Annotated in this window: 25 protein-coding genes; 13 read left to right on the top strand and 12 right to left on the bottom strand. The window is 68.6% G+C overall.

Features of this window, described 5'->3' with window-relative positions; translation table 11 throughout:
• Positions 1-5: 5 nt before the first annotated feature.
• The 5 genes from rapZ to ASV56_RS19245 all read left to right on the top strand — a co-directional run bounded on the left by rapZ (position 6) and on the right by ASV56_RS19245 (position 2829).
• On the top strand, positions 6-974 hold the full coding sequence (gene rapZ / locus ASV56_RS19225; RefSeq protein ID WP_062563594.1) for an RNase adapter RapZ: 969 nt from the start codon (positions 6-8) through the stop codon (positions 972-974).
• A gap of 16 nt (positions 975-990) precedes the next feature.
• Positions 991-1416, top strand: coding sequence for a PTS sugar transporter subunit IIA (locus ASV56_RS19230; protein WP_062563595.1), 426 nt, complete (start codon positions 991-993; stop codon positions 1414-1416).
• Positions 1413-1703, top strand: coding sequence for an HPr family phosphocarrier protein (locus ASV56_RS19235; protein ID WP_062563596.1), 291 nt, complete (start codon positions 1413-1415; stop codon positions 1701-1703). Before ASV56_RS19230 ends, ASV56_RS19235 begins: the two co-directional genes overlap by 4 nt.
• A gap of 9 nt (positions 1704-1712) precedes the next feature.
• Positions 1713-2321 carry a TetR/AcrR family transcriptional regulator gene (locus tag ASV56_RS19240; RefSeq protein WP_062563597.1) on the top strand — a complete coding sequence of 203 codons (609 nt, stop codon included), beginning with the start codon at positions 1713-1715 and terminating at the stop codon, positions 2319-2321.
• 85 nt (positions 2322-2406) lie between these two features.
• Positions 2407-2829 carry a DUF2852 domain-containing protein gene (locus ASV56_RS19245; RefSeq protein ID WP_062563598.1) on the top strand — a complete coding sequence of 141 codons (423 nt, stop codon included), beginning with the start codon at positions 2407-2409 and terminating at the stop codon, positions 2827-2829.
• A gap of 40 nt (positions 2830-2869) precedes the next feature.
• Here the strand turns inward: ASV56_RS19245 and ASV56_RS19250 are convergent, their stop codons facing one another.
• The 5 genes from ASV56_RS19250 to ASV56_RS19270 are packed head-to-tail and all read right to left on the bottom strand — an operon-like array spanning position 2870 to position 7164.
• On the bottom strand, positions 2870-4249 hold the full coding sequence (locus tag ASV56_RS19250; protein ID WP_062563599.1) for a glutamate--cysteine ligase: 1380 nt from the start codon (positions 4247-4249) through the stop codon (positions 2870-2872).
• Between the two features lie 49 nt (positions 4250-4298).
• The gene (locus tag ASV56_RS19255) at positions 4299-4814 is read right to left on the bottom strand and encodes a hypothetical protein (RefSeq protein WP_062563600.1); all 516 of its coding nucleotides are present in this window, start codon (positions 4812-4814) and stop codon (positions 4299-4301) included.
• Complete coding sequence (locus ASV56_RS19260; protein ID WP_062563601.1) at positions 4814-5230, bottom strand: GNAT family N-acetyltransferase; 417 nt, start codon at positions 5228-5230, stop codon at positions 4814-4816. Before ASV56_RS19260 ends, ASV56_RS19255 begins: the two co-directional genes overlap by 1 nt.
• A complete protein-coding gene (gene dapE / locus ASV56_RS19265) occupies positions 5227-6363 on the bottom strand; it encodes a succinyl-diaminopimelate desuccinylase (RefSeq protein ID WP_062563602.1) in 1137 nt (378 codons plus the stop codon). Before dapE ends, ASV56_RS19260 begins: the two co-directional genes overlap by 4 nt.
• A 27-nt stretch (positions 6364-6390) precedes the next feature.
• Positions 6391-7164 (bottom strand): sulfite exporter TauE/SafE family protein, encoded by a 774-nt coding sequence (locus ASV56_RS19270; protein ID WP_062563603.1) that lies wholly within the window; start codon positions 7162-7164, stop codon positions 6391-6393.
• Between the two features lie 210 nt (positions 7165-7374).
• On the opposite strand from ASV56_RS19270, the gene ASV56_RS19275 reads away from it, so the two are divergent.
• The 3 genes from ASV56_RS19275 (at position 7375) to ASV56_RS19285 (ending at position 9949) form a co-directional block, all read left to right on the top strand.
• Positions 7375-9030 carry an acyl-CoA dehydrogenase family protein gene (locus tag ASV56_RS19275; RefSeq protein ID WP_062563604.1) on the top strand — a complete coding sequence of 552 codons (1656 nt, stop codon included), beginning with the start codon at positions 7375-7377 and terminating at the stop codon, positions 9028-9030.
• 76 nt (positions 9031-9106) lie between these two features.
• On the top strand, positions 9107-9529 hold the full coding sequence (locus ASV56_RS19280; RefSeq protein ID WP_062563605.1) for an META domain-containing protein: 423 nt from the start codon (positions 9107-9109) through the stop codon (positions 9527-9529).
• 36 nt (positions 9530-9565) lie between these two features.
• Entirely contained in the window at positions 9566-9949 is a 384-nt protein-coding gene (locus tag ASV56_RS19285; RefSeq protein ID WP_062563606.1) for an META domain-containing protein, read from the top strand.
• Here ASV56_RS19285 and recO read toward each other — a convergent pair.
• Positions 9918-10646, bottom strand: a complete 729-nt coding sequence (gene recO, locus ASV56_RS19290; protein WP_062563607.1) for a DNA repair protein RecO — start codon at positions 10644-10646, stop codon at positions 9918-9920. The two genes, ASV56_RS19285 and recO, sit on opposite strands and share 32 nt — an antisense overlap.
• 63 nt (positions 10647-10709) lie before the next feature.
• On the opposite strand from recO, the gene ade reads away from it, so the two are divergent.
• Positions 10710-12491: an adenine deaminase gene (gene ade, locus ASV56_RS19295; RefSeq protein WP_062563608.1), complete on the top strand. Its 1782-nt coding sequence runs from the start codon at positions 10710-10712 to the stop codon at positions 12489-12491.
• A gap of 53 nt (positions 12492-12544) precedes the next feature.
• Here ade and recF read toward each other — a convergent pair whose 3' ends face one another.
• The 5 genes from recF to ASV56_RS19320 all read right to left on the bottom strand — a co-directional run bounded on the left by recF (position 12545) and on the right by ASV56_RS19320 (position 17884).
• On the bottom strand, positions 12545-13624 hold the full coding sequence (gene recF, locus ASV56_RS19300; protein ID WP_062563609.1) for a DNA replication/repair protein RecF: 1080 nt from the start codon (positions 13622-13624) through the stop codon (positions 12545-12547).
• The gene (dnaN, locus tag ASV56_RS19305) at positions 13621-14739 is read right to left on the bottom strand and encodes a DNA polymerase III subunit beta (protein WP_062563610.1); all 1119 of its coding nucleotides are present in this window, start codon (positions 14737-14739) and stop codon (positions 13621-13623) included. Before dnaN ends, recF begins: the two co-directional genes overlap by 4 nt.
• A 79-nt stretch (positions 14740-14818) precedes the next feature.
• Entirely contained in the window at positions 14819-16165 is a 1347-nt protein-coding gene (gene dnaA, locus ASV56_RS19310; RefSeq protein WP_062563611.1) for a chromosomal replication initiator protein DnaA, read from the bottom strand.
• A gap of 525 nt (positions 16166-16690) precedes the next feature.
• A complete protein-coding gene (rpsT, locus tag ASV56_RS19315) occupies positions 16691-16960 on the bottom strand; it encodes a 30S ribosomal protein S20 (RefSeq protein ID WP_017998304.1) in 270 nt (89 codons plus the stop codon).
• 147 nt (positions 16961-17107) lie between these two features.
• Positions 17108-17884, bottom strand: coding sequence for an enoyl-CoA hydratase (locus tag ASV56_RS19320; RefSeq protein WP_062563785.1), 777 nt, complete (start codon positions 17882-17884; stop codon positions 17108-17110).
• Between the two features lie 179 nt (positions 17885-18063).
• On the opposite strand from ASV56_RS19320, the gene ASV56_RS19325 reads away from it, so the two are divergent.
• Complete coding sequence (locus ASV56_RS19325) at positions 18064-18933, top strand: fumarylacetoacetate hydrolase family protein (RefSeq protein WP_062563612.1); 870 nt, start codon at positions 18064-18066, stop codon at positions 18931-18933.
• Between the two features lie 36 nt (positions 18934-18969).
• On the opposite strand, the gene mutM is transcribed toward ASV56_RS19325, so the two are convergent.
• Positions 18970-19812, bottom strand: coding sequence for a bifunctional DNA-formamidopyrimidine glycosylase/DNA-(apurinic or apyrimidinic site) lyase (mutM, locus tag ASV56_RS19330; protein ID WP_062563613.1), 843 nt, complete (start codon positions 19810-19812; stop codon positions 18970-18972).
• A gap of 76 nt (positions 19813-19888) precedes the next feature.
• On the opposite strand from mutM, the gene ubiE reads away from it, so the two are divergent.
• The 3 genes from ubiE to ASV56_RS19345 are packed head-to-tail and all read left to right on the top strand — an operon-like array spanning position 19889 to position 23051.
• Positions 19889-20641, top strand: a complete 753-nt coding sequence (gene ubiE / locus ASV56_RS19335) for a bifunctional demethylmenaquinone methyltransferase/2-methoxy-6-polyprenyl-1,4-benzoquinol methylase UbiE (RefSeq protein WP_062563614.1) — start codon at positions 19889-19891, stop codon at positions 20639-20641.
• A gap of 2 nt (positions 20642-20643) precedes the next feature.
• Positions 20644-22182, top strand: a complete 1539-nt coding sequence (ubiB, locus tag ASV56_RS19340; protein WP_062563615.1) for a 2-polyprenylphenol 6-hydroxylase — start codon at positions 20644-20646, stop codon at positions 22180-22182.
• 50 nt (positions 22183-22232) lie between these two features.
• Positions 22233-23051 (top strand): TIGR00282 family metallophosphoesterase, encoded by an 819-nt coding sequence (locus ASV56_RS19345; protein WP_062563616.1) that lies wholly within the window; start codon positions 22233-22235, stop codon positions 23049-23051.
• The last annotated feature ends 75 nt before the right edge of the window (positions 23052-23126 follow it).

Genomic DNA, 23126 nt, shown 5'->3' on the forward strand with positions numbered 1-23126 from the left:
AGGCGATGGACGATCTCGACAGCCAGGAAAAGGATGGCCGCGACGAAGGCGCGCAGCGGCTGGTCCTGATCACCGGGCCGTCCGGGGCGGGACGCTCGACCGCGATCAACGTGCTCGAGGACCTGGGCTATGAGGCCATCGACAACCTGCCCTTGTCGCTGATCCCGCGGCTTCTGGACGGGCCGCCGCGCCCGGTGCCGCTGGCGCTGGGGCTGGACGTGCGCAACCGCGATTTCTCGGTCGCGAACCTGATCGAGCTGATCGACAAGCTGACCCGGCTGCCGGCATATGCGCCCGAGGTGCTGTTCCTGGACTGCACCACCGAGCAGCTTTTGCGACGGTTCAATGAAACCCGCCGCCGCCATCCTTTGCGGGGCGAAGCCTCGCCCCTGGACGCCATCCGGGCCGAGCGCGACATGCTGGCGCCGATCCGCGCCCGGGCCGATGTGCTGGTCGATACCTCGGAACTCTCGCCGCATGATCTGAAGGCGGAACTGTCGCGTTGGTTCGATGCCGAACAGGGGCGGCGGCTGGCGGTCTCGGTGCAGTCGTTTTCCTATAAGCGCGGGGTGCCGCGCGGGGTGGACGTGATGTTCGACTGCCGCTTCCTCGCCAATCCGCATTGGGAGCCGGCGCTGCGCCCATTGGACGGCCGCGACAGTGCCGTGCAGGGTTACGTTGCGTCGGATCCGCGATTCGCGCCCTTCTTCGAACGGGTGCTGGATCTTGTGCTTTTTACCCTTCCGGCCCATCTAGAAGAGGGTAAGGCCCATCTGGCCATCGGCTTCGGTTGTACCGGAGGGCAACACCGTTCCGTCACAATGGCGGAAAAAATGGCTGATGCGCTTGCGAAAGCAGGTTGGCAAGTGTCAATTAGACATCGGGAACTTGAACGCCGCGAGAAGGCGCCGGCACCTGGTGATGATGGCCTGATTGGCCTCTCGCACAGCACGGGCGCGGGTTTTGGCGGCTGATGCGTGGTGGAGCGAATTGATCGGGATTGTCATCGTGGCGCATGGCGGCCTTGCGCGGGAATATCTCTCGGCGGTCGAGCATGTGGTGGGACCGCAGACCGGCATCCGGGCCGTAACGATCGAGGAGAACCACGATCGTGGCCAGAAGCAGGCCGAAATCTGCGCGGCCGCCGATTCGGTGGATGCCGGCGACGGCGTGGTGGTGGTGACGGACCTGTTCGGCGGCTCGCCCTCGAACCTGTCGCTGATGGCCTGCGCGGCGCGCAACCGCTCGATCCTGTACGGCGCGAACCTGCCGATGCTGGTCAAGCTGGCCAAGTCGCGCAAATTGTCGGTGGCGGATGCGGTAACGCTGGCCAAGGACGCCGGGCGCAAGTACATCAACAGCTATGATGTCCTGCCTGCCGATGTGATCCCTGTGCCGAGCCGCGCCGCCTCATGAATGACCTGACCAACGGGGCCGTCACCCGCGAGCTGGCGATCATCAACGAAAAGGGCCTGCATGCGCGGGCCAGCGCCAAGTTTGTCGAGACGGTCGAGCGTTTCGATGCCCAAGCCACCGTGGAAAAGGACGGGCTGAGCGTGTCGGGCGATTCGATCATGGGCCTGCTGATGCTGACCGCGCCGCGCGGCAGCACCATCCGCGTCACCACCAAGGGGGCGGAGGCGGCCGAACTGGCCGATGCGCTGAGTGCGCTGGTCGGGGACTATTTCGGCGAAGGCATGTAAGGGCCGGTCATGGCCCGTTCCTCCTATCACCACGGCAATCTGCGCCAGGCGCTGGTCGAGGCCACGGTCAAGCTGATCGAGGACAGCGGCCCGCAGGGCTTTACCCTGGCCGAGGCCGCCCGCCTGGCCGGCGTCAGCGCCGCCGCGCCCTATCGCCATTTCGCCGGGCGCGACGAATTGCTGGAAGAGGTCGCCCGCCAGGGTTTCGAGGAATTCGCCGACCGGCTGGAAGCCGCCTTCGACGATGGCCGGCCGCGGCCGCTGACCGCCTTCCTGCGCATGGGCCAGGCCTATCTGGCCTTCGCGGCCGAGCGGCGCGGCTTCTACATCGCCATGTTCGAATCCGGCATCTCGATCGCCGGCAATTCCGCCTTGCAGCAGGCCTCCGAGCGGGCGCGCGGCGTGCTGGTGCGCGGCGCCGAGTCGCTTTTCGTCGCCCGGCCCGGCCCGCGCCCGCCCGCCGGCATGATCGCCGACCACATCTGGGCGCTGAGCCATGGCGTCGTCGAGCTCTTCGGCCGCGGCAAGCCCGGCGCGCGCTCGCCCATCGCCCCCGCCGACATGCTGGAAAGTGGCGCGCTGATCTATCTGCGCGGCCTGGGCATCATCCCGGACTGACTTTTTCCCGATGCGGACTTGAACCCCGCTTGCGGCGCTCCATCTATGTAAATGTGATTAACATTCACATCGGAAAGGGACCGCAATGAACACTGAAATCGCCCCGTGCCCCTCCGTCGTGGACCGGATCGGCGCTGCGCTGGCAGGCATCCGGGACTGGCTGGACGAACGCGGAAAGGTGGCCTGGATCGCCGCCATGATCCTGGGCTTCATCGCCTGCTGGCCCGTGGGCCTCGCCATCCTCGGCTACATGATCTGGAGCAAACGCATGTTTTCCTGCCGCCACCGCCATCATCACCACCACCACCGTCGCGGCTTCGGGCGCGATTTCGCGCAGCCGACCGGCAACTATGCCTTCGACGCCTATCGCGAGGAAACGCTGAAGCGGCTCGAGGACGAGCACCGGGAGTTCCTGGACTTCCTGCAGAAGCTGCGCGAGGCCAAGGACAAGGCCGAGTTCGACCAGTTCATGGCCGGCCGCAACCAGCCGCCCGCCACCCAGAACTGACATCGGAAAAAGGGCCGGGGATTACTCCGGCCCTTTGCTTTCAATAGGAATATTCGGCGTAGATCCGCGACAGGTCGCCCTGCCATTCGCCGTGATATTTCTCCAGCATCTCGTCGGCCGGCACCTTGCCGGTCTCGACGCTTTCCTTGAGTGCGTTCAGGAAATGCGTCTCGTCCGGAACCAGCCCGCCCGCCCCGGGACGCGCCCGCGCCTTCAGCCCGGCTTCGGAAATCGCCAGCACCTCGCGCGCCAGATCGCGCATCCGGGTGCCGCCGACCGCGCCGTCCAGCGCCTTGAGCCCGGCCTCGCGCCGCCAGCTTTCGCGTGTCTCGGCGTCCCAGCCCTTGACCAGATCCCAGGCCGCGTCCAGCGCCGCGTCGTCATAGACCAGCCCGACCCAGAAGGCGGGCAGGGCGCAGAGCCGCCGCCAGGGGCCGCCGTCGGCGCCGCGCATCTCGATGAATTTCTTGACCCGCGCCTCGGGGAAGACCGTGGTCAGGTGGTCGGCCCAGTCGGACAGCGTCGGCACCTCGCCCGGCAGCGCCGGCAGCTTGCCCTTGAGGAAATCGCGGAAGCTCTGACCCAGCGCGTCGATGTATTTGCCGTCGCGATAGACGAAATACATCGGCACATCGAGCACGTAGTCGACCCAACGCTCATAGCCCATGCCATCCTCGAAGGCGAAGGGCAGCATGCCGGTCCGCGCCGCGTCGAGGTTCTGCCAGATATGCGCGCGCCAGCTTTTCCAGCCGTTCGGCTTGCCGTCGAGGAAGGGCGAATTCGCGAACAGCGCATTGGCGACCGGCTGCAAGGCCAGCGCCACGCGCAGCTTCTTCACCATGTCGGCTTCGCTGGCGAAGTCGAGATTCACCTGCACCGTGCAGGTGCGATACATCATCTGCGTGCCCAGCGTGCCGACGCGGCCCATGTAATCGGTCATCAGCCGATAGCGGCCTTTTGGCATCATCGGCATCTGGTCCTGGGTCCAGATCGGCGCCGCGCCCAGGCCGATGAAGCCAGCGCCCAGCTTGTCGGCGATCTCGCGCACCTCGGAAAGGTGGCTGTTCACCTCGTCGCAGGTCTGGTGGATGGTCTCCAGCGGCGCGCCCGAGAGTTCAAGCTGTCCGCCCGGCTCCAGGCTGACATTGGCGCCGTCGCGCTCCAGCCCGATGATATGGCCGGCCTCCAGCACCGGGGTCCAGCCGAAGCGGTCGCGCAGGCCCTCCAGCATGGCCTTGACCGAGGGCTGGCCCGCGGGCGCCTCATAGGGCAGGGGCATCAGGTCGGCATGGCGATAGCCGAATTTCTCGTGCTCGGTGCCGATGCGCCAGGCGTCGCGCGGCTTCTCGCCCGAGGCGAGATATTCGGCCAGCTGTTCGGGACGCTCGATCGGGCCGCCGCCCTGTTGGGGAATGGACATCGGTGGCCTTTCTTCTGCCTTGCCCGCCACAGGTGGCAAGGCCCGGGGCTCAAGTCAAGGCGGCGCGCGCGGGCCTGGTCCAAACGGTCTGAATCGTCGGCGCCCCGGGCGCCAGGGCGGCGGCCACGCGGCCCATGTCGATGCCGGGCAGGGTGGCGAAGGCGCCGGCCAGGAATTCCGCGCCGCGCGCATCGACGGGAACCAGCAGCGCCTCGCCCGCGACGCTTTTCAGCCGCCAGTGGCTGCGACCGTTGAGGCGCATGAGCCGGATCTCGGTCAGTTCGCGCAGGCCGATCTCGCCGCCCAGCAGCCGGTTCGGCGACAGGTAGCGAATCGCGCCCTCGTCCAGTTCGACCATGCCGGGGCCCAGCCCGTCATGGCGAAAGCGCATGCGCCGGCGCGCATCCAGCGCCCAGGCGGCCGCGGCGGCGGCGATCAGCCCGCCCAGCGGCCAGAACAGCCAGCCGCCCAGCGAGAACACCCAAAGCCCGAAGCCGGTGGCGGCCAGCGCCGCGCCGGTCTCGGCCCAGGGGCGCAGCTTTTCGGCCAGCTCCGGGCGGATCATCAAAGCTCCAGCGCCATGTCGCGATGCGGGATGCCGGCATCGTCATATTCCGGCCCATAGGCGGCGAAGCCCAGCTTTTCGTAGAATCCGATGGCATGGGTCTGGGCGCCCAGCTTGGCGCGACTGATGCCCGGCATGGCGCGCAGCCGCGCGAGCGCCGCGCGGATCAGCGCCGCGCCCGCCCCGGTGCCGCGCGCCGATGCCAGCACGGCGACGCGGCCGATCTTGCCGGTCTGCCCTTCGGTCAGGATGCGGGCGGTGCCGATGGCCGCGCCGGTTGCGTCGCGGGCCAGCAGGTGGATCGCCTCGCCATCGCGGCCGTCCCATTCCTCGGCCTCGGGCACGGCCTGCTCGACGACGAAGACCGCGCGGCGGATGGCGCGGCAGGTGTCCAGGTCGGTGGTTTCCTCGATCATGCGAAATACTGCTCCAGGATGCGGCGATAGATGCGCGACAGCTGGCGCACCTGCTCGGCCGGGACGCGCTCGTCCACCTGATGCATGAAATGGCCGACCAGGCCGAATTCAAGCACCGGGCAGTGATCCTTGACGAAACGCGCATCCGAGGTGCCGCCCGAGGTCGAGAGCACCGGGTCGAGCCCGGTTTCCGCGCGCACCACGCCCGCGACCAGCTCGACGAAGGGGCCGGGCGCGGTCAGGAAGCTTTCGCCCGAGACATCGGTCGCGATGTTGAAGCCGACGCCGGTCGCCTGGGCGATTGCCTCGGCCTTGCTGCGGATCATCGCATCGAGGCTGGCCGCGCTATGCGCATCGTTGAAGCGGATGTTGACCGTCGCCCGCGCCTTTTCCGGGATCACGTTCGAGGCCGGGTTGCCGACGTCGATGGTCGTGACCTGCAGGCCCGAGGGGTCGAAATGCGCCGTGCCCTGGTCCAGCGGCTGGCTGGTAAGATCGTGCAGCAGCCCGAGCAGGGCGTGGACCGGGTTCTTCGCGCGATGCGGATAGGCGGCATGGCCCTGCACGCCCCTGGCCTCGATCTGCAAGGTCATCGAGCCGCGCCGGCCGATCTTGATCATCTCGCCCATGCGGTCGGGGTTCGAGGGCTCGCCGACGATGCAGACGTCCATGCGCTCGCCGTTGGCGGCCATCCAGTCCAGAAGCGCCAGCGTGCCGTCGCGGCCGGGACCTTCCTCGTCGCCGGTGATGGCCAGGATCACGGCGCCCTCCGGCGGGGTCTCGGTCACGAAGCCGATGGCGGCGGCGGCAAAGGCCGCGACGCCGGATTTCATGTCGGTGGCGCCGCGGCCCCAGATCCAGCCGTCGATCTCGGCCCCCGAAAACGGCGGATGCGTCCAGCTGGCCGGGTCGCCCGGCGGCACCACGTCGGTATGGCCGTTGAAGCCGAAGGTCCGGACGCCCCTGGCCCCCCAGCGCGCGAACAGGTTCGGCACGCCGTTGCGGTCGGTGCGGTGGCATTCGAAACCGGCTTCGGCCAGCACGCGCGCCAGCAGCTCCAGCGCGCCACCCTCCTCGGGCGTGACCGAGGGGCAGCGGATCAGTTCGGCGGTCAGTCGGGCGGGGTCTGGCATCGGCACTCTCCTGTCTTGGCGGCAGGGTTACACCGGCGGCCCCAGCAGTTCCAGCGCCCGGCGGATCAGGTTCAGCCCGGTCAGCACCAGCAGGACCAGCGTCCAGCGCCGGAACTGCACCACGTCCAGCCGGTCATGCGCCAGATAGCCCAGCCCCATGCCGATGATCGCCGGAACCACCAGCGCGGCGGAAAAGGGCAGCGTCTGCGCGTTCAGCAGCCCCGATTGCAGATGCGCCGCCGTCAGCACCACGGCGCCGATGAAGAACACCACGCCCTGCACCCGCATCTGTTCGGCCTTGGGCGCATGCAGCGACAGCAGGAGCACGATCAGCGGCGGCCCCCAGATGCCCGAGATGCCGCCGATCAGCCCGCCGATGATGCCGGTCGCGATCTCGGCCCGGCGGCGGTGGTGGATCGGCAGCGCCAGGCTGCGGCCGGCCAGCTGCCAGCCCGCGTAAAGCGTGATCGGCACGCCGATCAGCGCATACATCAGCCATTGCGGCACCCGGGTCGCGAAAAAGGCGCTGACCGGGATGAACAGCACCACCATGCCGATGTGCCAGCGATAGGCCCAGGTCGCCTGCGCGGCCGGCCGCCAGCCTTGGCGCAGCGCCTGGCGGATGTTGGTCAGCAGCACCGGCAGGATCACCGCCGCCACCGCCTGCTGCGCGGTCAGGAACGACCCCAGCGCGGAAAGCATGATCATCGGCATGGCAAAGCCGATCGCGCCCTTCACGAAGCCGGAAAACAGCGTGATGGCGATGGCGAGTGCCAGGTGAAAGGGGTCCAGTCCGAACATGAGGCAGCCATAATGCAGGGGGCGGCGGATGCAAGCGGGACGGGGGCTCTGCCCCCACGCCTGCGGCGTTCCCCCGGGGTATTTGGGGAGCAAAGAAGGTCCGAGGCAGGCGGGTCATTTTCGTTCGTTGTGGCGCTGCGGTGCGCATGATAGTTGCGCTGCGGCCGCGAAACGGCTAGTCATGCTGCGACGCCGCAAAAGGATTCCGCCATGAAGGACATGCCCGCGATGCCCGCCGACACGCCCGCCGCCCTGCTGGAGCTTGCCGCCAAGACCGTGCCCGAGCTTCAGGCCCTGCAATCCCGCGCGACCGAGGCCCTGCGCGCGCTGGTCGCCCCCGCCGGCAAGCCGCAGGCCGACCTGCTGGAGGAACACCAGCACGCCGCGCATGCCCTGTCTTGGCTGACCACCTATGTCGAATCGATCCGCCAGCTGTCCGCCTGGGCCGGCCGCCTGTCCGAGGCCGGCACCCTGGGCCGGGCCGAGGCGCTGATCCTGCAGATCGGCCTGGGCGAATATCTGACCCAGATCGCCGGCGGCATCCCGATGAGCCAGACCGAGTTCGCGCGGCTTTCGGACCTCGGCCTCGACTGGACGCCGGGGGACGCGGCGCGGGCGCTGATGCGCGGCAATACCCCCGCCGCCCGGGCCGAGCTGGTGCGGCTGATGCAGGACAACCACGGCCGCGCCACTTTCGGCGCCTCGGGCCTGGACGAGGATCTGGAGATGATCCGCGACCAGTTCCGCCGCTATGCCGAGGAGCGCGTCATCCCCAATGCCCATGAATGGCACCTGAAGGACCAGCTGATCCCGATGGAGATCATCGAGGAACTGGCGGAACTCGGCGTCTTCGGCCTGACCATTCCCGAGGAATTCGGCGGGCTCGGCCTGTCCAAGGCCTCGATGGTGGTGGTGACCGAAGAGCTGTCGCGCGGCTATATCGGCGTCGGCTCGCTGGGCACCCGCAGCGAGATCGCGGCCGAGCTGATTCTCTGCGGCGGCACCGATGCGCAGAAGGCGAAATGGCTGCCGGCGCTGGCTTCGGGAGAAATTCTGTCGACGGCGGTCTTCACCGAGCCGAACACCGGCAGCGACCTCGGGTCGCTGCGCACCCGCGCGGTGAAGGACGGCGAGGACTGGGTCGTCACCGGCAACAAGACCTGGATCACCCATGCGCAGCGCACCCATGTGATGACGCTGCTGGCCCGCACCGACCCGAACAGCACCGACTGGCGCGGTCTGTCGATGTTCCTGGCCGAAAAGACCCCGGGCACCGACGACGACCCCTTCCCGACCCCCGGCATGACCGGCGGCGAGATCGAGGTGCTGGGCTATCGCGGCATGAAGGAATACGAGCTGGGCTTCGACGGCTTCCGCATCAAAGGCGAGAACCTCTTGGGCGGCGAGCCGGGACGCGGCTTCAAGCAGCTGATGGAAACCTTTGAATCGGCTCGGATTCAGACCGCGGCCCGCGCCGTCGGCGTGGCGCAATGCGCGGCCGAGATCGGCATGCGCTATGCCATCGACCGCAAGCAGTTCGGCAAGTCGCTGATCGAGTTCCCCCGCGTGGCCGACAAGCTCGCCATGATGGCGGTCGAGATCATGATCGCCCGCCAGCTGACCTATTTCAGCGCCTGGGAAAAGGACCACGGCCGGCGCTGCGACCTCGAGGCCGGCATGGCCAAGCTCTTGGGCGCCCGCGTCGCCTGGGCCTCGGCCGACAACGCGCTGCAGATCCACGGCGGCAACGGCTTCGCGCTGGAATACACCATCAGCCGCGTGCTTTGCGATGCCCGCATCCTCAACATCTTCGAGGGCGCGGCCGAGATCCAGGCCCAGGTTATTGCACGCAGGTTACTGGACTAGGATGAAATTCCGGCCCCTGCTGGACAGCGGGGGCCGTTCAGGCATTATGGCGGCAACAACAGAACCGGAGCTGCCAATGACCCGCATCCCCCTGATTTCCGCGGCGATTGCCGCCACGCTGGGCCTTGCCGCCTGCGAGCCGACCGCGCCTTCGACCCCCGGCTCGAACGTGCCGACCGGCCCCTATGTGCTGGTCGGCATCGGCTCGGACACGGTGCCGCAGCGCAATGTCGGCATGACCATCGAGGCCGACGGCTCGATCTCGGGCCAGGCGCCCTGCAACCACTATTCCGCGCCGCAGACCGCAGAGCCGCCGGGTTTTGCCCTGGGCGCGCTGACCAGGACGGAAGCGGCCTGCTCGGGCAAGGCCGGTCAGCTGGAATCGCGCTATTTCCAGGCGCTCTCGGGCGCCAACGGCATCTCCTATGAAGGCGGCGTGCTGACCATCAAGGGGCCGACCTACCTGACCTACGAGCCGGGCTATCGCAAGGAGAAGTGACCGGGCGGCGCGCCCCCTCGCAAAAAGGAACGGACCATGCGGACAATCCTGCTTGCCCTGCCGCTGGCCCTGGCGGCCTGCGTGACGGAAGCCGAAACCGATGCGGCCATCCCCGGCGATTACGCGCTGATCGCGGTCGAGGGGGTCGCGGTCTCGGGCGTGCCGACGCTGCGCATCGCCGAGGATGGCGCGGTTTCGGGGCAGGGTCCCTGCAACAGCTTCACCGGCCGCAACCGGGCCAGGCTGCCGGCACTGGACCTGGGCACGCTGGCGACCACCCGCCGCGCCTGCCTGCAAGAGGGCGGCGAGCACGCTTTCTTCCAGGCGCTGGCCGCGGTGCGCGAGGCGCGGCGCGACGGTGACGCGCTGGTCATGACCGGACCCGATGTCACCATTCGCTGGAAGGTCGTGACCCCGTAAGCCGCGCCACCAGCCGGGCGCGGGCGGCGGGCAGCGGCCTGCCGGCATGGACCTCGGCCAGCCGGGCATGCAGGAAATGCCCGGTCAGCGCCAGGGCATCCGCCAGCCCGCCATTGCCGCGCCCGCCCAGCATCGCCGGCAGCGGCAACAGCCGCGGCGCCCAGTCGCCCGCCGCCTGTGCCGACACCGCCCGGCCCGAGCGCGGGCTGACATAGGCCAGCCCCTCGCGCGCGCCGGTGACGGCGCAGCGGCTCAGGTCCAGGCCGAAACCCAGCTCATCGAGCAGCCGCATTTCCCAGCGCAGATAGTCCTCGGACCAATCGGCGCCGGCATCCATCAGGTCCAGCAGCAGCTCGGTCGCATCCGTCAGCCGGGGATGCGGGTCGCGCTCGGGCAGGGCCCAGGCCAGCAGCGCCGTCACCGCATTGACCCCGGCCAGCGCATCCGCCCCGGCGATCAGACCCGGCCGCGCCCGGCCCGGCTCGACGGCAAAGGTGCCCAGCTGGTCCTCGAGCCGCGCCCGCCAGCGCAGGCTGACCCGGTTGCCCGGTTGCAGCATGGCCGCGCGCCTGGCGCTGGCGCCGCCCGGCACCAGCCCGCGCATCAGTCCCGCCTCGCGCGTCAGCACGGTCAGGATCACGGCGTTCTCGCCATGCCTCGCGCCGGTCATCACGCTGGCCTCGCCGCTCCATTCCATCACGCCGCCTTTCCTTCCGCGCCACCCTGCCGCAATCTGGGGGCCAGGAACAAGGAGACAGCGATGCTGAAGCAATGGACCGAATCCCAGCCCCGCCTGGTCGAGGTGGCGGCCGGCCGCGCCCCGGCCGATCTGGTGATCCGCGGCGGGCAATGGGTGAACGTCCACACGCGCGAGGTGATCCCCGGCATCGACGTGGCGGTGGCGGACGGTCGCGTCGCCTATGTCGGCCCCGACGCCGGCCCCGCGATCGGCCCCGACACGCAGGTGGTTGAGGCGGCGGGCCGCTTCATGGTCCCGGGCCTGATCGACGCGCATATGCATGTCGAGTCGGGGATGCTGACGCCGGCGGGCTTTGCGGCGGCGGTGATCCCGCATGGCACCACGACGATCTTCCACGACCCGCACGAGATCGCCAATGTGCTGGGCCTTGAAGGCGTGCGGCTGATGCGCGACGAATCGCTGATCCAGCCGATCAGCATGTTCACCCAGATGCCCAGCTGCGCGCCCTCGGCCCCCGGCCTGGAAACCACAGGCCAGCCCATCACCGAGGGCGAGGTGGCGCAGGCCATGGGATGGGAGGGCATCGTGGCCTTGGGCGAGATGATGAACTTCCCCGGCGTCGCTGCGGGCGACCGTCAGATGCTGGCCGAGATCGCCGCGACCCGCGCGGCGGGCAAGACCGTCGGCGGCCATTACGCCAGCCCCGACCTCGGCCGCCCCTTCCACGCCTATGTCGCCGGCGGCGCCAACGACGACCACGAGACCACCTCGGAAGAGCAGGGCATCGCCCGCGTCCGCCAGGGCATGGGCTGCATGATGCGGCTGGGCTCGGCCTGGTACGATGTAGCAAGCCAGATCACCGCGATCACCGAAAAGGGGCTCGACCCACGCTTCTTCATCCTCTGCACCGACGACAGCCATTCCGGCACGCTGGTCCATGACGGTCACATGAACCGGGTGGTGCGCCATGCCGTCGATTGCGGTTGCGACCCGCTGGTGGCGATCCAGATGGCGACGATCAATACCGCGAGCCACTTCGGCCTTGAACGCGAACTCGGCAGCATCACCCCCGGCCGCCGGGCCGACCTGATCCTGACCAGCGACCTCACGACCTTGCCCATCGAGACGGTGATCGCCCAGGGCGCGGTCGTGGCCGAGAACGGCCGCCTGCTGGCCGACTGCCCCCGCATCGACTGGCCAAAGACGGCCCGCAACTCGGTGCATCTCGGCAAGACCCTGACCGCCGGCGACTTTGAAATCCGCGCGAGCGGCGACAGCGCCCGCGTCCGCGTCATCGGCGTGGTCGAGAACCAGGCCCCGACCCGGGCGCTGGAGGCCAGCTTGCCGATCCGCGACGGCGTGATCGAGGGCCAGGGCGAGACCTGCCAGATCGCGCTGGTCGAACGCCACCGCGGTACCGGCGGCGTGGTCAACGGCTTCGTCACGGGCTTCGGCTACCGGGGCCGGGTCGCGGTCGCCTCGACCGTCGCGCATGACAGCCATCACATGATCGTCGTCGGCACCGACCGCCAGGCCATGGCCGCGGCTGCGAACCACCTCGGTGCGCTCGGCGGCGGCGTCACCGTCTTCCGGGACGGGGAAGAGCTCGCCAGCGTCGCCCTGCCCATTGCCGGGCTGATGTCCGACCGCCCGGCCGAGGAGGTCGCCCAGGCCGCCCAGGCCATCGTCCAGGCGATGCAGGATTGCGGCTGCACGCTCAACAACGCCTATATGCAGCACTCGCTGCTGGCGCTGGTGGTGATCCCGGAACTGCGCATCTCGGACCTGGGCCTGGTCAACGTCACCCGCTTCGAGCTGGTGGACCTGATGCTCGACCCCTGAGTTTCACCGTTTCCCAAAGACCCGAATCGACGCGCAACCGGCTTCTTTGCTCTTCAAATACCCATGGCGAGGCTCGAGGTCTCGCCCTGCCGCTCGACCGCCAGGAACTGCGCCCGGCCCCGCAGCGCCGCGAACAGCTCGGGCCCGGTGCCGGTCAGCAGGCTCTGCGCGCCCAGGCCGCAGATCTCGTCGTAAAGCGCGGCGCGGCGGTCGGCGTCCAGATGCGCCGCCACCTCATCGAGCAGCAGCACCACGCTTTCCCCGACCAGCGCCCGTGCATTGGCAAGGATCAGCGACAGCAGCAGGGCCTTCTGCTCGCCGGTCGAGGACAGCGCCGCGGGCATGGCCTGCGGCCCCCAATGCGCGCCCAGGTCGGCGCGATGCGGGCCGGTCAGGGTGCGTCCGGCGGCCATGTCGCGGGGGCGGCCCTCGGCCAGCCGGGCGGCGATGCGCGCGGGGTCGGGATCATCCGCGAAACCCTCGCCCGGCAGCAGCGCCAGGCTGGCCGAGGGGAAGGCGGTGCCGGCCCCGTCCTGCGCCGCTGTGATGCGGGCGATGGCATCCAGCCGGTTGCGGGTGACGGCCGCGCCCGACTCGGCCATCTGCGCCTCCAGCGCGCGAAACCAACCGGCATCGCGGATCTCGTCCTTGAGCAGCCGGTTACGCTCGCGCATGGCTTTCTCATACCCCAGCGCATCCTCGGCATGGCCGGGGGCAAAGCTCAGCGTCACCCGGTCCAGGAAACGCCGCCGCGCCTCGGGGGCGTCGGTCCACAGCCGGTCCATGGCCGGGGTCAGCCAGATCACCCGCATCAGCCGGCCAAGCGCGATCTGGGTCGAGGGCTTGTCGTCGATCGCCACCTCGCGCGGCTGGCCGGGCAGGGCGCGGGTCGCGACCTCATGCTCGCCGATCCGGGCGCGGATCTGCCAGCCGACCTCCGGCCCCTTGCGGGCCTGGTCGCCGGGCGCCGCGCCGCGCATGCCGCGGCCGGGCGACAGCATCGAGATCGCTTCCAGGATATTGGTCTTGCCCGCGCCATTCGGTCCGTGGATGGCGACGGGCCGGTGGTCCAGGTCGATGTCGAGCCGGGCCCAGCTGCGGAACTGGGCCAGGTGCAGCCGGGAAAGCGTCACACGCGCATCGGCATCACGACATAGACCGCGCTGGTGTCGCCGCCCTCGCGGATCAGCGCCGCGTCGCCCGAGCCGTTGAACAGGAAGACCGCATTCTCGCGCTCGATCTGGCTGGCGATCTCGTGCAGGTATTTGGCGTTGAAGCCGATCTCCAGCGGCTCGTCGGCATAGGCGACGGGCAGTTCCTCGTCGGCCGCGCCGGCATCGGGGGCGTTCACCGACAGCACCAGCCGGTCCTCGTCCAAGGACAGCTTGACGGCGCGCGAGCGCTCGCTGCTGACCGTCGCCACCCGGTCCACCGCCTTGGCGAAATCGCCGGCATCGACTTCCAGCTTGCGGGCATTGCCCGAGGGGATCACGCGGCTGTAATCCGGGAAGGTGCCGTCGATCACCTTCGAGGTCAGCGTGATGGTCGGCGTCGCGAACCGCACCTTGGTCTCGCTGACCGAAACCGCGATCTCGGTCTCGTCGTTGTCCAGAAGTTTCTTCAGCTCGCCCACGGTCTTGCGCGGCACGATCACGCCGGGCATGGCCTCGGCCCCCTGGGGCAGGGGTGCGTCGATGCGGGCCAGCCGGTGGCCGTCGGTCGCGACGCAGCGCAGGCTGGGGCCGTCCTCGCCTTCGGCCACATGCATGTAGACGCCGTTCAGGTAATAGCGGGTTTCCTCGTTCGAGATGGCGAATTTCGACTTGTCGAACAGCCGGCGCAGCACCGCCGCCGGAGCCGAGAAATTCGCCGAATATTCCGACGAGGACATGACCGGGAAATCCTCGCGCGGCAGGGTCGCGAGGCTGAAGTTCGACCGCCCCGCCTGCACCGAGAGCCGCTGCGAGGCCGCGTCCAGGCTAAGCTGCACCAACGCGCCATCCGGCAGCTTGCGGGCGATGTCGTTCAGCATCGAGGCCGAGACCGTGGTCGCACCCGGCCGTTCGACCTGGGCCGCGGCCCGGTCCACGATCTCGGTATCAAGATCGGTGGCGCGCAGGCTGACGCCTTCGGGCGTGGCCTCGATCAGCACATTGGCCAGGATCGGGATGGTGTTGCGACGCTCGACGACGGACTGGGCCTGAGAGACCGCCTTCACCAGATCGGCACGTTCAATCGAAAATTTCATGGTCGGTCCTCAAGTCGATCTTGCGCGGCGGCGCGGGGCGCCAATTTGGCACAATTCCGCACAAGGTCAAGCGGATGGATCAGGCTTCCAGCAGCCGGCGCAACAGGTCGATATCCTCGGCCAGGCTGCGGTCCGCGCCGCGCAATTCCTCGATCTTGCGCACGCCATGCATGATGGTGGTGTGATCCCGGCCGCCGAAGCGGCGCCCGATCTCGGGCAGGCTGCGCGAGGTCATCTGCTTGGACAGATACATGGCGATCTGCCGCGGCCGGGCGACAGTGCGCACCCGCTTCGGCCCGATCATGTCGGCGAGGCGGATGTTGTAATGCTCGGCCACCTTGCGCTGGATCTCCTCGATGGACACCTTGCGATCATTGGCGCGCAGGATATCGGCCAGGCATTCCTGCGTCATGTCCAGCGTGATCTCGCGGCCCATCAGGCTGGCGAAGGCAAACAGCCGCTGCAGCGCCCCCTCCAGCACCCGGACATTCGAGGTGATGCGATGCGCGAGAAACTCCAGCACGCCCGGCGCGATCAGCAGGCCGGGATATTGCGCGCGGAAGCTGTCGGTCTTGCTTTGCAGGATGCCCAGCCGCAGCTCGTAATCGGTCGGGTGCAGGTCCACGACAAGGCCGCATTGCAGGCGCGACTTGATGCGCTCTTCCATGTCCTTGATCTCGCCCGGCGCGCGGTCGGCCGAGATGACGATCTGCTTGCCCTGGTCGACCAGGGTGTTGAAGGTGTGGAAGAATTCCTCCTGCGTGCTGTCCTTGCCGGCGATGAACTGCACGTCATCGACCATCAGCACCGAGACGGTGCGGAACAGCTCCTTGAAATCCATCACGGTGCGGTCGCGCAGCGCCTGGACGAAGCGATACATGAACTGCTCGGCCGAGAGGTAGAGCACCCTGGCCTCGGGTTGGCGGATCTGGATCTCGCGCGCGATGGCATGCATCAGGTGGGTCTTGCCCAGGCCGACGCCGCCATAAAGGAATAGCGGGTTGAAGGTCACCGGCCCGCCCTCGGCCACGCGGCGCGCGGCGGCATGGGCCAGCTCGTTGGGCTTGCCGACGACGAAATTCTCGAAGGTGAAGCGGCTGTCCAGCGGCGCGGCCAGATCCTCGTCCACCGCGGCGCGGGGCGTCGGGCGCTTCACCGCGGGGGCGGCGGCCGGCGGGCGGGCCGAGGCGCTGCGGGTCTCGAAGCTCAGCCGCTGCACCGGGCCGCCGACGCGGTCCAGCACCTTCAGGATGTCGTCGCTGTAATGGCGCGAGACCCAGTCGGACAGGAAGCGGGTCGGGCAGGCGATGGTGGCGGTGCCCTCGGCGACGCCGGTCAGGCGCAGGGGTTCGATCCAGGTCGAGAAACTGTCGGCTCCGACGATCTTCTGAAGTTCCGCACGCGCCTGTCCCCAAACTGTGTCCATTGTCTCGCCCAAGTCCGTCTCTTGTCCCCGATCTCTGCCGGATTCCCGGCATGAGGCGCCTTGCACCGGCCCGACGGACAAATTTCGGCAACAGGACATCCGCCGCCGAAGCGTCGCGCAGAGCCGTCCTGCGGCCGAAACGTTCAGACACGAAACGCAGGCCGGTGGCAGCCGGCTTGCGCGTCATCGGTAGCGGATCCTTAATTGATCCTGCTGCCGCTCCAGCGGGTGGCGGTCGTGCTGACCGCTGAAGCATGTCCCCCAGGCGCGATGGTGAATCGCAGGGACGAAGCTAGCAAGAACCGCCGCCGCCCAGCAACCGATCTTCGCGCTTGACAGTCACTTTGCCGCATCGAATCTGGCCGGCGCCGCGGGCGCGGCAAGCGATCCTGCAAGCCACTGATTTTCCGGAGGAAAACCAGCGGCTCTTCATGCGAAAGGGCGCGCTCCAGAGGAGTGCGCCCCTAAATCTTGCACCCGACAGTTGCGCAAATGCCGCATCCGTCGCGGTGGTCCGGCGGCCGATCAGGCCGTGGCCAGCGCCTTCACCCGGGCCGCGAGGCGCGAGATCTTGCGCGAGGCGGTGTTCTTGTGGACGACGCCCTTGGTGACGCCGCGCATCAGTTCCGGCTGGGCGCTTTTCAGGGCTTCGGCGGCCGCGGCGGCATCGCCCGAGGCCAGCGCCTCTTCGACCTTGCGCAGATAGGTGCGGATGCGCGAGCGGCGCGCCTTGTTGACGGCGGTGACCCGCTCGATCTGGCGGGCGCGTTTCTTGGATTGGGGCGTGTTGGCCATGGGTTCTGTCTTTCTCTCGTAATCTCTGTCACGCAAAAGCCCCACGGCACCGTCCCCGAAAGGACGGTCATGATTCTTGCCTTAAGCGGGCCCACGCGCATGTAAGCCCGGGCCTATACAGCGCCCCGGGCCGAAAGCCAAGCCCAATCAGCGATCGCGGAACTGCGGCTCGCGCTTTTCCAGAAAGGCGGCCATGCCCTCCTTCTGGTCCTCGGTCGAAAACAGCGCCTGGAAGGTGCGGCGCTCGAACAGCACGCCCTCGCGCAGCGTGGTCTCATAGCTGCGGTTCACGGCCTCCTTGGCGGCGACGGTGGCGATCTGCGACTTCTCGGCGATCTTCTTGGCCACCGCCATCACCTCGGGCAACAGCTTCGCGGCCGGCACCACGCGGCTGACCAGGCCCGAGCGTTCCGCCTCGGCCGCATCCATGAAGCGGCCGGTCAGGTGCATGTCCATCGACTTCGACTTGCCGACAAAGCGGGTCAGGCGCTGGGTGCCGCCGATGCCGGCGATGACGCCCAGGTTGATCTCGGGCTGGCCGAATTTCGCATTGTCGGCGCAGATGATGAAGTCGCAGGCCATGGCCAGTTCGCAGCCGCCGCCCAGCGCATAGCCCGACACCGCGGCGATGATCGGCTTGCGGGCCGCGGTGATGCGGTCGATCTCGTCGCCGAAGATATTGCCGGTATAGACGTCGACGAAGCTCTTACCGGACATCTCCTTGATGTCGGCGCCGGCGGCGAAGGCCTTCTCGCTGCCGGTCAGCACGATGCAGCGCACCTTTTCGTTGCGGTCGGCCTCCGCCACGGCATCCGCCAGCTCGCCCATCAGCTGCGAGTTCAGCGCGTTCAGCGCCTCGGGCCGGTTCAGCCGGATCAGGGCCACATAGTCGTCGATCTCGACGGTCAGGGTCTGGTAAGCCATCATCTCATCGCCTTTCGAACCAAATTGACCGCGACTCGTAACAAAAGCGCGACCGCAAGGCCAGCGCGCTTCTTTCCGGTCCGCGGCGGCGCCGGCGCGCCCTTTTGCCAGCCCCGATCCCGGCTTCAACGATGGCGTGGACCGCCCTATGCTCCGCCCCTCGAATCGAGGAGGAGCGCATGAAATTCTTCGCCTATGCCGTCAAAGGCATGCAGGGCCTGGCGGTCGAGACCGAAGCCGGCCTCCGGGGCCTGCTTGCGAGCGAGGCCGGCTATCCCGGCGACCTTCCGAGCCTGATCCGGCAGGGCGGCGAGGCGCTGGCCCATGCGGCCCGGGCGTTGCAGCACGGCCAGCCGGTCGACCCCGAGGCGGTGTCTTTCCTGCCGCCGATCGCCCATCCCGGCAAGATCGTCTGCGTCGGGCTGAACTATGCCGACCATGCCGCCGAAAGCGGGCTCGCGCAGCCGGGCTATCCGGCGCTGTTCGCACGCTTCAGCTCCAGCCTGATCGGCCATGGCGCGCCGATCCTGCGCCCCGAGGTCTCGGAGCAGCTCGACTACGAGGGCGAGCTGGTCGCCGTGATCGGCAAGCGCGCCCGCGACGTCGAGGAAGCCGAAGCCCTGGATCACGTCGCCGGCTATTCGATCTTCAATGACGCCTCGGTGCGCGACTATCAGTTCAAGTCGCCGCAATGGACGGCGGGCAAGAACTTCGACGACACCGGCGCCTTCGGTCCCTGTTTCGTCAGCGCCGACGCGCTTCCGCCCGGCTGCAAGGGCCTGCGGCTGACCACGCGGCTGAACGGCGAGACGGTGCAGAGCGCGATGATCGACGACATGGTGTTCCCGGTCGCGCGGCTGGTGTCGATCTGTTCGCGGTTCATGACGCTGGAGCCGGGCGACGTGCTTGTGACCGGCACGCCCTCGGGCGTCGGCATGGCCCGCAAGCCGCCGCTTTTCATGAAGCACGGCGATATTTGCGAGGTCGAGATCGACCGGATCGGCATCCTGTCGAACCCGGTCCGGGACCGGGCCGCGCGCAGGGGCTGACGGCTTTCCCGGCCATCATCCGGGCGCGGGCCGGGCTCAGCTTTGGCAATGCGGGCAGAAATAGCTCGACCGGCCCGATTGCACGATGCGTTCGACGGTGGCGCCGCAGCCATGGGGGCAGGGCGCGCCCTCGCGGCCATAGACGCGGAAGGAATGCTGGAAATAGCCCAGCTCGCCCGTTGCCTGCCGGTGGTCGCGCAAGGACGAGCCGCCGGCCGCGATGGCTTCCTCGAGCACGGCGCGGATATGGCCGACCAGCGCCGCGATTTCCGCGGCCGTGACCTGCCCGGCCAGCCGGCGCGGGTCGATGCCGGCGCGAAACAGCGCCTCGGAGACATAGATATTGCCCAGGCCCGCGACGATGCGCTGGTCCAGCAGCGCCGCCTTGACCGGCGTGCGCCGCCCGGCGAAGGCCGCCGCCAGGACCGCCGGGGTGAATTCCGGCGACAGCGGCTCGGGGCCCAGCTGCGCCAGCAGCGGATGCGCGGCTCCGGGCGCGACCAGGTCCACCATGCCGAATCGGCGCGCGTCGTTGAAGGTGATGCGGGTGCCCTGGTCGGTCCAGAACACCACATGGTCGTGGCGCGGCAGGATGGCCGGGTCGCGGTGGAAATCGCCCTGCGACTCGCCCTCGATCAGCATCCTGCCCGACATGCCCAGATGCAGCAGCAGGCTGCCGCGATCCTGAAGGTCGGCGAGGATATACTTCGACCGCCGCCGCAGCCCCGTCACCCGTGCACCGGTCAGCACCTGCACCAGGTCCGGCGGCAGCGGCCAGCGCAGGTCGGGACGGCGCGCCTCGGCCCGGGCGATGACATGGCCCTCGAGATGCGGCGCAAGGCCACGGCGGACGGTTTCGACCTCGGGCAGTTCTGGCATTTCTTTTCCATTCGTCGCATGGTGCGCCGCGCGCTTTCGGACTATCTGGGCGCGAAACGACGGATGGACAAGCGCGATGACCGACGACCCCAGCAAGCAAACCCATTTCGGCTTTCGCACCGTGGCCGAAAAGGACAAGGCCGGGCTGGTCCATGGCGTCTTCTCGCGCGTGGCCTCGCGCTATGACGTGATGAACGACCTGATGAGCATGGGCATCCACCGGGTCTGGAAAACCGCGATGATGGACTGGCTGGCGCCGCGCGACGGCCAGCACCTGCTGGACGTGGCCGGCGGCACCGGCGACATCGCCTTCCGCTTCCTGGAACGCGCCCGGGACGCCCGCGTCACCGTCTGCGACATGACCGAGTCGATGCTGGTCGAGGGCAGGAAGCGCGCCGAGGCCGGCAAGCTGGCGGACCGCCTGGCCTGGGTCACCGGCGACGCGATGGCGCTGCCCTTCGCCGACGACAGCTTCGACCGCTACACGATCAGCTTCGGCATCCGCAACGTCACCCGCATCCCCGACGCGCTGGCCGAGGCGCGCCGGGTGCTGAAGCCCGGCGGCCGGCTGATGGTGCTGGAGTTCAGCCAGATCCCGGTGCCGATGCTGCAATGGGCCTATGACCGCTATTCCTTCAACGTCATCCCGGTGATGGGCCAGGTCGTCGCGAACGACCGCGACAGCTATCAATACCTGGTCGAATCGATCCGCAAGTTCCCCGACCAGGAAACCTTTGCCGAGATGATCCGCGCCGCCGGCTTCGGCCGGGTGCAATGGCGCAACCTGTCCATGGGCATCGCCGCGCTGCATTCCGGCTGGAAGCTGTAACGATGCGCGGCCCGCACAATATCTGGCGGCTGGTCCGCACCGGCGCCACGTTCGAGCGCACCGGCGCGATGAAGGTGGCGCTGGACGCGGCCGAGGCTCCGGCCCGCGTCCGCGTCGCCGCCCGCATCCTGGGCTGGCCCTTCGCCTGGCTGGGCTACAAGGGCGATCCGTCCCTGCCGCCCGTCACCCGTGCCATCACCGCGCTGGGGCCGGCCTATATCAAGTTCGGCCAGATCCTTTCCACCCGCCCGGACGTGGTCGGGCCGGAACTGGCCGACCAGCTCGCCATGCTGCAGGACCGGCTGCCGCCCTTTCCCCAGGACCAGGCCCGGCGCATGGTCGAGGCCGATCTCGGCCGCCCGATCGAGGCGCTGTTCAGCGAATTCGCCGAGCCGGTGGCGGCGGCCTCGATCGCCCAGGTCCATCGCGGCCGCCGCGCCGACACCGGGCGCGAGGTCGCGGTCAAGGTGCTGCGCCCGGGCATCGAGGGCGCTTTCCGCCGCGACATCGACGCCTTCCACTTCGCCGCCGGCATGATCGAGCGGCTGTCGCCCGCGACCCGCCGCCTGCGCCCGCGCGACGTGGTGGCGCATTTCGAATCCGTGGTCATGGGCGAGCTGGACCTGCGGCTCGAGGCCGCCTCGGCCTCGGAATTCGCCGAGAATACCGAGGGCGACACCGGCATGCAGGTGCCGAAGCCGCATTGGCACCTGTCGGCGCGGCGCGTGCTGACCAGCGACTGGGCCGAGGGCCTGCCGATGGGCGACGTCGAGGGGCTGCGCGCCGCCGGCCACGACCTGCCGACCATCGCCGCCCGGGTGCTGCAACTGTTCCTGCAGCACGCGCTGCGCGACGGCTATTTCCATGCCGACATGCACCAGGGCAACCTGAAGGTCGCGGTGAACGGCGATGTCATCATCTATGACTTCGGCATCATGGGCGAGATCGACGAATACACCCGCCGGGTCTATGCCGAGATCCTGATGGGCTTCATCCGCCGCGATTACGAGCGCGTGGCGCGGGTGCATTTCGAGGCGGGCTATGTCCCGCGCGACCGCGACATCAAGGAGTTCTCCCGCGCGCTGCGGGCGGTGGGCGAGCCGATCTTCGGCGCCGATGCCAGCCAGATCTCGATGGCCAATCTGCTGGCCTATCTCTTCGAGGTCACGGAACGCTTCGGCATGGCGACGCGGACCGAACTGATTCTTCTGCAACGCACCATGGTGGTGGTCGAGGGCGTGGCGCGCAGCCTCGACCCGCAGATCAACATCTGGCAGGTCGCGCGGCCGGTGGTCGAAAGCTATATCCGCGACAACCTCGGCCCCAAGGCCGCGGCGCGCGACCTGGGCCGCGCCGTCCAGGTGCTGGGCCGCTTCGCGCCGCTCTTGCCCGAATTCCTGGAACGCCGCATGCCCGAACTGCTGCGCGAGCCGCAGATCGTCGCGGTGCCGGTCCGCCGGGGCAGGGGGATGGCCCTTGGCGTGGTCCTGGGGGCTGCGCTGGCGCTTTCGGGCGTGGCGCTGGGGCTGTGGCTGGGCTGAAGCGGCGAACCGGGGTTGAGCGTCCCGGGGCTTTGGCCTAACGCTGTGGCATGCGAATCCTCTATCTAGGCGATGTGATGGGGCGCGCCGGTCGGCGCGCCATTTCGGAAGGGCTCGAACCGCTGAAGCAGCGGCTGGGGGTCGATTTCACCATCGTGAACGGCGAGAACGCCAGCGGCGGCATGGGCCTGACGGGGGGGCACGCCAAGCTCATACTCGATTCGGGTGCCGATTGCGTGACACTGGGCGACCATGCCTTCGACCAGAAGGAAATGCTGTCCTTCATCGAGACCGAGCCGCGCATCATCCGGCCGCTGAACTATTCCAAGGTCGCGCCCGGCCGCGGCGCCCGGGTGTTCGAGGCGACGCGCGGCCGCAAGGTGCTGGTGGCGCAGGCGCTTGGCCAGGTCTTCATGAAGCGGCCCTTCGACGACCCGTTCTCGGCCCTCGATACGGTGCTGAAGGCGCATCCCCTGGGCGGGCTGGTGCAGGCCACGGTGGTCGACATCCATGCCGAGGCCACCAGCGAGAAGATGGCCGTCGGGCATTTCTGCGACGGCCGCGCCAGCCTGGTCGTCGGCACCCATACCCACGTGCCGACCGCCGACACGATGATCCTGAACCGCGGCACCGCCTATCAGTCCGATGCCGGCATGTGCGGCGACTATGACAGCGTCATCGGCATGGAAAAGACCGAGCCGCTGCGCCGCTTCCTGACCGGCATGGCCAGCGAGCGCTTCACCCCGGCCGAGGGCGAGGCGACGCTCTGCGGCGTGCTGGTGACCACCGACGACCGCACCGGCAAGGCCAGCGCGGTGCAGGCGTTGCGCAGGGGCGGCAGGCTGGATCCCGCGCCCGCCGGCGCCTGAGCGGAAAAGCCCATGCTGTTTCGCTTGCGGCGGTGGAGAAAATAATTCTAATACCCCACCGAAAGGGCCGTGATT

Origin of the sequence: Paracoccus aminovorans (genome assembly GCF_001546115.1) — a bacterium.
GTDB lineage: Bacteria > Pseudomonadota > Alphaproteobacteria > Rhodobacterales > Rhodobacteraceae > Paracoccus > Paracoccus aminovorans_B.